At 49.6% G+C, this 9,129-nt stretch carries 9 protein-coding genes; 4 read left to right on the forward strand and 5 right to left on the reverse strand.

Translation table 11 applies throughout. From position 1 onward, the window contains the following. The first annotated feature begins 63 nt into the window (after window positions 1-63). From BWI97_RS20765 to BWI97_RS20775, 3 genes are all read left to right on the forward strand, one after another. Window positions 64-843 (forward strand): SDR family oxidoreductase, encoded by a 780-nt coding sequence (locus BWI97_RS20765; protein WP_102202620.1) that lies wholly within the window; start codon window positions 64-66, stop codon window positions 841-843. A gap of 80 nt (window positions 844-923) precedes the next feature. Continuing rightward, window positions 924-1,268 (forward strand): hypothetical protein, encoded by a 345-nt coding sequence (locus BWI97_RS20770; protein WP_102202621.1) that lies wholly within the window; start codon window positions 924-926, stop codon window positions 1,266-1,268. A gap of 54 nt (window positions 1,269-1,322) precedes the next feature. Next, a complete protein-coding gene (locus tag BWI97_RS20775; RefSeq protein WP_102202622.1) occupies window positions 1,323-2,231 on the forward strand; it encodes an AraC family transcriptional regulator in 909 nt (302 codons plus the stop codon). Window positions 2,232-2,867: 636 nt separating this feature from the next. Here the strand turns inward: BWI97_RS20775 and BWI97_RS20780 are convergent. The 4 genes from BWI97_RS20780 to BWI97_RS20795 form a co-directional block, all read right to left on the reverse strand. After that, window positions 2,868-3,197, reverse strand: coding sequence for a hypothetical protein (locus tag BWI97_RS20780; protein ID WP_102202623.1), 330 nt, complete (start codon window positions 3,195-3,197; stop codon window positions 2,868-2,870). A gap of 123 nt (window positions 3,198-3,320) precedes the next feature. After that, on the reverse strand, window positions 3,321-4,028 hold the full coding sequence (locus BWI97_RS20785) for a LytTR family DNA-binding domain-containing protein (RefSeq protein ID WP_233207925.1): 708 nt from the start codon (window positions 4,026-4,028) through the stop codon (window positions 3,321-3,323). Further along, window positions 4,025-5,488: a TlpA disulfide reductase family protein gene (locus BWI97_RS20790; RefSeq protein WP_102202624.1), complete on the reverse strand. Its 1,464-nt coding sequence runs from the start codon at window positions 5,486-5,488 to the stop codon at window positions 4,025-4,027. The genes BWI97_RS20785 and BWI97_RS20790 overlap by 4 nt, the downstream gene beginning before the upstream one ends. Window positions 5,489-5,501: 13 nt before the next feature. Beyond that, on the reverse strand, window positions 5,502-6,551 hold the full coding sequence (locus BWI97_RS20795; protein ID WP_102202625.1) for a sensor histidine kinase: 1,050 nt from the start codon (window positions 6,549-6,551) through the stop codon (window positions 5,502-5,504). A gap of 310 nt (window positions 6,552-6,861) precedes the next feature. Between BWI97_RS20795 and BWI97_RS20800 the strand changes: the two genes are divergently transcribed. Continuing rightward, on the forward strand, window positions 6,862-7,872 hold the full coding sequence (locus BWI97_RS20800; protein WP_199182049.1) for a hypothetical protein: 1,011 nt from the start codon (window positions 6,862-6,864) through the stop codon (window positions 7,870-7,872). Between the two features lie 117 nt (window positions 7,873-7,989). Here BWI97_RS20800 and BWI97_RS20805 read toward each other — a convergent pair whose 3' ends face one another. After that, the gene (locus BWI97_RS20805; RefSeq protein WP_233207926.1) at window positions 7,990-8,988 is read right to left on the reverse strand and encodes a sugar transferase; all 999 of its coding nucleotides are present in this window, start codon (window positions 8,986-8,988) and stop codon (window positions 7,990-7,992) included. Window positions 8,989-9,129 lie beyond the last annotated feature (141 nt).

The following is a 9,129-nucleotide window of genomic DNA, read 5'->3' on the forward strand; positions in this document are numbered from 1 at the left end:
CAATCGGCTACAAGTGTTTTTGGAATCGTGACTGACCTTTGTAGAAACAAAAACGAAAAGAAAATGGACTTGCACAACAATACCATCCTGATTACCGGCGGCACCAGCGGATTTGGACTTGAATTCGCTTCCCGACTTCTGGCCCTAGGCAATACCGTGATCATTACGGGAAGAAATGCACAAAAACTACAGGAAACCCAGCAACAACTTCCGGCAGTTCATATCATCCAAAGCGATGTAAGTAAAGCGGAAGACATTGTATCCCTGTATGATCAGGTGACCCGACAATTTCCTGCCTTGAATATAATCATCAATAATGCCGGTGAAATGCGTAAACTCAGTCTGAATCAGCCCCACGAGCTTTTGGACATCACCCGTGAAGTGGAAATTAACCTGATGGGACCGATTCGCATGGTACAGCAGTTTCTGCCGCATCTGAAAACGAAACCTAAGGCGGTAATTTTGAATGTGACCTCGGGTATTGCCTTCATGCCCTTCCCCATTTCCCCGATTTACAGTGCCAGCAAATCCGGACTGCGGGCGTATACCCAGGCCTTACGCGTGCAATTGATGAAAACGAGTATTAAAGTCATTGAGCTGGTGGCCCCCGGTAGTTCGACGCCCCTCAATGACAAATTCATCGAAGAAGATGGCTTCAACGCCAAAGCCCTGATGGCTCCCGAAAAAATTGTCGATGCGGCCATCCAGGGCATGAAAAACGACAAGGATGAAATTTATCCCGGTCTGGCTGGACTGATGCGGGTGATGAGCCGGGTAGCTCCTAAGTTAATGCTTTCGCAAGCGGGTAAAATGGGGGCGTCTACGATGTATGGTACGAAGTAAAGCTGGCCAACGTCGTCCTCTGGCGTATACCCCCGATCATCTAATCACCATTCACTACCTCGAATCTTTCCTGTAATTCCATGAAAATTGTAGCGATCGTACTCCTGTTGATCTCGGCCTTTCTGAGTATTAAACACAGCTGGGACGCCTTCCAGCCCGCTAACGCGGAACAGGCAAAAATGTTGTCGGCCCTCGGGCTCTCCAAAACCATTATGCCCTACATGGGCGTATGGTCGATCGCCGTGGGGGTCCTGCTGTTTTTCCCGCAGACCTTTTTCGTGGCCAATGTGCTGAATGCGGTTACGATTGTTTTGATCATGGCCCTGTCGTTACGGGCGGGAAACAGTAGCATCGCTTTGCTGGAAATCCCTTTTCTCGCCTTGCCCTTACTACTGATCTGGTTGAAATATCCGTTTAAAGGATAGATAAATGCCGTTTGCCAGATGCTACCCTTTCGGAAGAATAATTAACTTACCCACATGGAAACCAAAACGCCACTCCGTATTAAATCCATTACCGAAGGGCATCGGCTCGCGAAACTTCCCAAACCGCATCATCCGCTCATTAGCGTGGTGGATGTGTCCGAATTGACGAGAGACGCAGGCGTTACCGCGGTCGTATTCGACTTTTACACCATTTCCCTGAAAAGAGGTTGTGATACGCTATTCTACGGGCAGCAACAGTATGATTTCGACGAGGGAATCATGGGTTTTACGGCTCCGGGACAAATTTTACGCGGTGATGGAAGTGACAGCGTACCCAGGCTGGAAGGCTGGATGTTATTTGTCCATCCCGACTTTTTGTGGAACACGCCGCTGGCAAAGAAAATCAGGCAATACGAATTCTTTGGGTACGCGGCCCATGAGGCCCTGTTTCTCTCTGACAAAGAGGAAACCCTCATCAACAGCATCGTTGATCATATCAAGCAAGAGTACCATTCATCGATCGATAAGTTTAGCCAGGATGTGATTGTTGCCCAGTTGGAACTCCTCTTCACCTATGCTCAACGCTTCTACGAGCGACAATTCATCACCCGGAAAATCACCAACAGCAAGGTACTGGATCGGCTGGAGCAGGTACTGACGGACTATTTTAATCAGGAAGATCTGTTACTTAAAGGCTTGCCCAAGGTGCAGGACATCGCCGATACGCTGCACATGTCCACCAAATACCTCAGCAGTTTACTGAAGCAGCACACCGGACAAACTACCCAACAGCATATTCATAACAAGCTCATCGAAAAAGCGAAAGAGATGCTCTCCACCACGGATTTGTCGGTCAGTGAAATCGCGTACGAATTAGGCTTCGAGCATTCGCAATCGTTCAGTAAACTCTTCAAAACCAAGACCAAGCAGAGTCCGTTGGAGTTCAGACAATGTTTTAACTGACGATATTGTTTGTATAGTAATATGTTCGTTTTACGTCCCGTAGATGGGTCTGGTCTCATTAGTAAGTGAGTGTAATAACAGTACTCAATTAATATCAAGCAACAGACAGCTCCTAACCCTAGTATTAACGATCACTATTTCGTCCCGTTGAGACGGCTGGTCATTTTAGTCCGTATCGCGAACGCCGCTGACTTCATCCTGCTTCGGGCCACCGCATTGCTGAGGGAGCCATCATGGAATGGTAGGCGGCTTGAGCCCACCATGGAATGGGATAGGACGGGGTTCGGTTTTATGCCGTCCATGTAAACTTTTGCTTGTATACCAACAACTACCTACCATAAATTACAGTTAGAAGATGAAAAGCTCTCCCGCTCAGAAGCAACGGAACGGCCTACGACAGCCGCAACGCGGTGGCCCAGAGCAGGCGGTCGCCGCCATGGAATGGTTAGTCATGGAGAGGGTTCTGGGCTACCCAACAGCCAGCAAGGAGGACCAAACTCAGTCTAGGTGAATATGAAAACTCCCAAAATAGGAATTTTTTTCGCCATCGAATGGGCATACACTAGTCATCTCTACAGGACGAAATAGGAACTATTTAACCAGACGTTTTTCCAAATTGTAAAGCCAGAAACAACCTTACGCCCTGCGAACAAACCCTATTAACGCTGAACACGCAAAGGCAATGACCGTTGAAATGCCCAAGGCCAGCAACTCTACACTTTGACGCGTCTCATTTTCGGGAAAATTGGTAAAAACCCAGTAGCCTACCCATAGAATGGCAACTTCGAGTAAGGCAAACTTCCAGCCTTTCTGGGGTTCCAGGATACCCAGCCCAAAAGCCGTCAGGATGGCTACCAAACAGGGCAAAAAGAAGGAGGTAGCGGTTTTAATGCAGTAAATGATTAGTATCCCTCCTGCAATTACCAGAGACAGGGCGAGCAGGGTCGTTTTAGAAAGGTTAGGCATGGCAACAAGCGTTTAAGGGTGGCGTTACACGACCCAGCTACCGGCTGGTTTGTCGAGTTCTACGCTTGGTGAATAGACATTTCGCGGTACGCGTAGACTCCCTTCTTGTTGCAAAGATAGCGGTTAGGTTAATCGATTCAGCAATTCATCCCGATACAAAGCGGACAAGGGTAAAACAGCACCCGTGGTCAGGGTGACCTGATGCCGTTCAATTTTCTCAACTTTGCTCAGGGAGACGATATACGACTTATGAATGCGTATAAACTGATCGGCGGGCAATCGCTCCATGGCTTCCGACAATTTCATTCGGGTTAAAGTCCGGCGGCTGGGTTCGTGAAATGTCAGGTAATTATCATCCGCTTCCACGTAGAGCAAGGTCGCCCGGTCGATGCGTGCCCAGTCATAACCCGTTTTCACGAACAGGGAATCAGGGGCTACCCATTCTGATAAATGTTGCTGCGAGCGTTTGGCCATAGCCCGCTGGCAGGCCTGAACGAAACGACTCAAACGGATGGGCTTTAATAAATAATCGAGGGCTTCCAGCTCAAAACCGTTCACTGCATATTCTGCGTAGGCCGTCGTGAAAATGATTGGCACGGACGAACCAATGATCTGGGCCATTTCCAGTCCGGATAAATCGGGCATCTGAATATCCAGGAATAGCAAATCCACGGATTCCGTCTGTAAAAAGGCCAGGGCCTGCGTAGCACTGGCAAAGCTGGCAACTACCTGTACATAAGGCACCTGTCGGGCGTGCGACTCCAGCACATGCAGGCCCATGGGTTCATCATCAATCAATACACAACGGAGCGGAGCGGAATCTTTTTTCACAAGAGTTGCCGGATTTGTTCATACAGAGCTTCCTTTTCGGAGGGCCGTTTTGCGTGTACGGTCACTATTTTACCCGATTTGTCGACTAAGATATACGATGGAAACTGAAGATGACTCCGTGGCGAATAGTGCCGCTGTATATCGTCCACCAGTGCTTTCCCAGCCAGAATGTGGTAACCCGTTAACTGATAGAACGCAATCGTCTCCCGCCAGCCTTTTTCTGGGTTCGTCGTATGTTCAACCGCTACGTACAGGAAATCAACGGCTTGTCCCTTGAACTGTTCTTTCAGAGCCTGATTGAACGTAAATTCCTCCCGACAGGGGCCGCACCAGCTTCCCCACAGATCCAGATAGACCACCTTACCCCGGTGAGCTGCCAGCAGCGAATCCAGCGTAGGTATGGACGCGGGATGCACGTGTATATCCGACCGTTCGGTTTGTCCCATACGATCCCAGTAGGGTTTCATAAGTTGTTGTACATAGGGTCGATAAGAACTTTGGGGAAAGCGGTGCATGAAGTCCTCATACGCCTCGCGTTGGTAGCCCAGCTCACCGTGCTTGATTCCCTGCGTCAGGAACGAGGCAATCGCCCGTTCCAGCGACGATCCGCTGAGGCCGTAGTTGATGGCTTTGTACTCCCAGTAACGCTCGCCCTTCTCACGTACGTCCTGATTGACGGCAGCAAAGGGTTTTTGAAACATTTCTTCTGCCAGCGTCGCAAAGGCTTCTTTCGAGGTACACTGGTGCTGGAGATAGCGGGAGTAATAGGCAATCACCTGTTGGTAGGGATAACTGCGTAGGGCCGTTGCGTCGGAAAGATTTACTGCCTGATACACTTGTTTCAGAACAGCCCGCCACTCTGGCTGACCATACTGGGATTTGTTACGGGATGTCCACACGCCATTTTCCCAAATCAGGTCCCAGACTTTACTCGCCGCAAAATAGGTAAGGTCGGCTTTTGTCATTTCTAAAAACGCCGACGTCGGCTTGAAAGCAAGGGTTTTGAGCTGATCGAAGGCCCAGCTTTGACTTTGCTGAAGCTCCGCCAGAATGGTAGCCGGGCTACTCAGTGAATCGTTATAGATCGTTCGCCCCAGTCGATTATACGTCAGGCCCAGTTGCTGGCGAAACTGGTTTTCTTTACCCAGACTTCCACCGAATCGGATGTCGCTGCGGTCGGCCCGCATTGCCAAGGTCTTGCCGGGTTCGGCGTAGAGGTACAGGCGTTGATCGGCATAATCCATGAAAATGATTTGGGGTGTCGTTACGGGTAGCTGAACGGAAAAGTTCCCCTGAGCGTCCAGATCTACTTTTTGCGAATCGGCCCGGTACACCCAGCAGTCAAAGGGTACGTAAAACGTGAGCGTTTTCACGGTTGTACTTAGCTTGCCCAAAAGTTTCAGTTGGGCATAGGCATTCAACTGCACGCCCAGGAGTGCAAAAACAAGAAATAATCGCATGATAACTAGTAGATTAGTGAAGAATAAGATGCAGATGGACGAAGTACCGATCCGCCAGAGATTGTACGCTGAGTTGATGTTTATCCGGATACAGCAGCGACAGGCGTTTTTTCGTGTTGACTAAACCGGTACCCAGGCCCGGCTGATCATTCCGCCGGGGAAACAGGCTGTTTTCAATGACCAATTCCAGCTCCTGTTGCTGAACGCTCAATCGTAGGGTAATAAAGCAGGGCTCATCCATGCGAATACCGTATTTAAAGGCATTTTCCACCAAAGGGAGCAACAGCAAGGGAGCAATCTGAGTAGGCTTTTCGTCGTAGGTAAGCTCGGTTTGAATCTGAATATTCTCCCGTACGGGCAGCCGCAGTTTTTGTAGCTGCACGTAATCAGTAATAAACGTTAGCTCTTCGGCAACCGATACCAGATCGTTCCTCGAACGGTCAACCGTATATCGCATAATGCTGGCGAGCTGTTCAATGCTTTGAGCCGTCTGCTCCGCCTGTTCGAGTAAGGCCGTTCCGTACAAGGTATTCAGGGTATTGAAGAAAAAGTGGGGATTGATGTGAGCTTTCAGGGCATGCAGTTCGGCATTGGTGAGCTGAATCTGCTGTTGCGTCTGATCCACCCGCTGCTGGATATACTGCCGCAACAACGCATAACTAAGGCTATAAGCTGCCACGACCAGAGTGGGTTCTCCGATCGGATTCGGCAAACCCCCGAACTTCCACTGGTTGAAGTACGCAAGTAGTACAGTAAAACCCACCGAGCCCAAACCGGTGCTGATCAGAAAAAATCGGATGGATTTTTTTCTGAAAATCAGGTGATAGTTGAGTTCGACCAGTAGCGTTCCTACGGCCATCACCGCCCACAAGCCCTGCCTGTAATTGTGGTTCATGAACCGTTGCCAGGCCGTAACCGACGAGCCATCGGGATTGATGAGATAGGGCCCCTCCCTGTACACCTGATAGCTATAGGAAAGAGCATCACTCAGCTCCATTCCTAGCCAGAGGACCAGGGCATGGACAAGCCATTGTTGCCAGATGGGTAAACGTGTAATAGCCATAATTGCCGAATCGCAGACGATGAATGCTTCAAAGCAAAAAGGTAAGCGGCTGTATCGCAAAAAAATGGGGTAAGAGCTTCGGAAGATGGGGTGAAAAGCTTCAGGGTAAGAATCTATACCCAAAATGAAGCAAACATGACCCCTTTTATGATTGATTCCTACTTTAAAAGGCTCCGTTCCTAAAGATCTCCGTATCGAATGCAACCACTATTTCAGGCAGGACTAAAACCTTTTTGCTTTAGATTGAGTCTCATCAGCGAACACTTCTTTTCATTGATTTTCTATCACGAATAGCAATCCTAAAGATTTGATGATGACATCCAACCCTATTTTGCTCATCGGCGGCTCCGGTATCGTGGGCCGCTGGACCGCTCATTTCCTACGAAAAGCTCATCCGGAAGTACCCCTGCTGATCGGTGGAAGGGATCTTGCTAAAGCGAAAAAGGCGGCGGCCGAAATCAGTCAGGCGGAAGGTGTGAAGATCGACCTCACGGCCGAGGATCTCGGTCTGGGCGATCGTCCGGTTAGTGCCGTCGCCCTCTTTTTTACGGATGAACGGGCTGCCGGATTGCGTTTCGCTCAGTCACGCGGCGTGCCGTACCTTACGATTTCTCCGGGTTTGCACGAAATCGCCCCGGAACTAGCCGCCTACATCCATAGGCCAGACGCCGCTCCAATCGTATTGGGTACGGAATGGCTGGTGGGTGCTACGACGATTCCTACGCTGGAATTTGCGAAGGCTTTCAGCCGTGTGCATGCCATCACCCTCAGTGCACTCCTGGACGAAGAGGACGCCGGAGGTCCGGCAGCAGATGCCGACCTGGAACGACAAATGAAAACAATGCCTTTATCGCTCACTCGCCGCGAGGGTGCTTACGTGTGGCGGAGTGGTGACGAGGGCAAAACTACCTTTCGGGCCGTGGATGGTACGGAAATGGAAGCTTTTGCCCTGGCTCCCAACGACGTGATTAGTCTGGCTACGGTTACAGGCTCCCCCAACGTTCAATTCAATCTGGCTATTGGTGTGACTTCGACCCGTCGTCGCGGGGAGCCGATGTCAACGGAAATAATAATTGAACTGGAAGGAGAAGATCATACAGGCCAGCTTTTGCGTACGCGTCATGCGGTTGTTCATCCGGAAGGTCAAATGCCCCTTACGGGATTCGGGGTGTCCATGGTTCTGGAACGGCTGATCGGGCTTGACGGGAATGCCGCAACTCCGGCAGGCTTGTATTTCCCTTATCAGTTACTGGATTCAACGGCTTATTTTAGCCGCTTGAAGCAGATGGGAGGTATCCTGTTGGATCTGGACGTTCTGTAAAAGAACGGAGGGGTTCATTTACCACAATGAAGGTCTATCAAGGAATTTTCCCGAGAACCTCATTCGCAGGAATTCGTCGCCGATAAACCGTTTACCTCTTATCGGCGACGAATTGTATTAGTATCCCTGCTTGGTCAGTACGGTAACGATGGTTCGGAAGAAAATGTAAGCCTCCAGCCGTACGCTCCAATGCTTGATGTAGTAGAGATCATACATGAGTTTATGGCGGGCGTCCTGAAGACCCGCTCCGTACGGATAGCATATTTGGGCATAGCCCGTAATTCCGGGTTTAATGATGTGCCGTTCCTGGTAATGAGGAATTTCTTCTTCGAACACCTGCGTGAAGACCCGACGTTCGGGACGGGGACCGATGAGTGACATTTCTCCTTTGAGAACACTTAACAGTTGCGGCAGTTCATCCAGCCGTACTTTTCGCATGAAGGCTCCGAAGGCAAATGTTCTTGAATCATGTTTGCTGGAAAAGGCCGCTCCCGAAGCTTCGGCATCCAGCCGCATGGAGCGAAACTTGACGCAGGTAAACTCCTGTTCTTTGCGTCCCACCCGCATCTGTCGATAAAACACGGGACCAGGCGATTGTTGGTTGATTTTGAAAGCACTCCACAGCCAGGCCGGACTGCTTACCACTAGTAAGCCAAGGCTTAAGAGGGTATCCAGACCTTTCTTAAACAGGCGTATGCCTGGCGAAAATCCGGGGAACATACCACTGGAATTGATGTGAGGAGCGGATTGAGCAATGTACACTTTACCCAATGTCTCTTCGCAAAAATCTGAAATGGTACTAATGTGAAAATTTGAACGTTTCTGGACGAGCAGGGCCTTCGAAGGTTGCCAGGAACCTGGGCAGGTAACCAGATGTACGTATTCAAAGGGTTGTACCAATGTCTCCAGATTCTGGCTTGCTCTCATATGGGCAGGTACCAGAATGATGCGTTGATAACTGATCAGCAGACGCTTCAGATCGCGTTTCGTGAGAAAGTAATCGTAATCCGTAATCACCAGAACCTTTGAACTTACGTTACGCGGAGAGCGAATCTGATGGATAACCCGTTGAGTAGAAACATTTTCGGTAGGGGACGGGAGTACAGCTAACATCATAGAGTATCAGTAATATGGGGCGTTGGAATTATGCTATACTGATTCACGAATTTCTGGCCTGTAGCGAAGGGACCGCTGGATTGAATTTCGTGTTACTAGTTTATGGGCGTAAGAGGCAAGATTATATTTCTTAAAACTTTA

The organism is Siphonobacter sp. BAB-5405 (assembly GCF_002872335.1).
Lineage (GTDB): Bacteria > Bacteroidota > Bacteroidia > Cytophagales > Spirosomataceae > Siphonobacter.

What these genes read in the sequence shown, in the direction of transcription:
- BWI97_RS20795 (WP_102202625.1), bottom strand. Translation starts at nt 6,551, where the DNA reads ATGGCTATTACACGTTTACCCATCTGGCAACAATGGCTTGTCCATGCC.
- BWI97_RS20780 (WP_102202623.1), bottom strand. Translation starts at nt 3,197, where the DNA reads ATGCCTAACCTTTCTAAAACGACCCTGCTCGCCCTGTCTCTGGTAATT.
- BWI97_RS20800 (WP_199182049.1), top strand. Translation starts at nt 6,862, where the DNA reads ATGATGACATCCAACCCTATTTTGCTCATCGGCGGCTCCGGTATCGTG.
- BWI97_RS20790 (WP_102202624.1), bottom strand. Translation starts at nt 5,488, where the DNA reads ATGCGATTATTTCTTGTTTTTGCACTCCTGGGCGTGCAGTTGAATGCC.
- BWI97_RS20765 (WP_102202620.1), top strand. Translation starts at nt 64, where the DNA reads ATGGACTTGCACAACAATACCATCCTGATTACCGGCGGCACCAGCGGA.
- BWI97_RS20770 (WP_102202621.1), top strand. Translation starts at nt 924, where the DNA reads ATGAAAATTGTAGCGATCGTACTCCTGTTGATCTCGGCCTTTCTGAGT.
- BWI97_RS20775 (WP_102202622.1), top strand. Translation starts at nt 1,323, where the DNA reads ATGGAAACCAAAACGCCACTCCGTATTAAATCCATTACCGAAGGGCAT.
- BWI97_RS20805 (WP_233207926.1), bottom strand. Translation starts at nt 8,988, where the DNA reads ATGATGTTAGCTGTACTCCCGTCCCCTACCGAAAATGTTTCTACTCAA.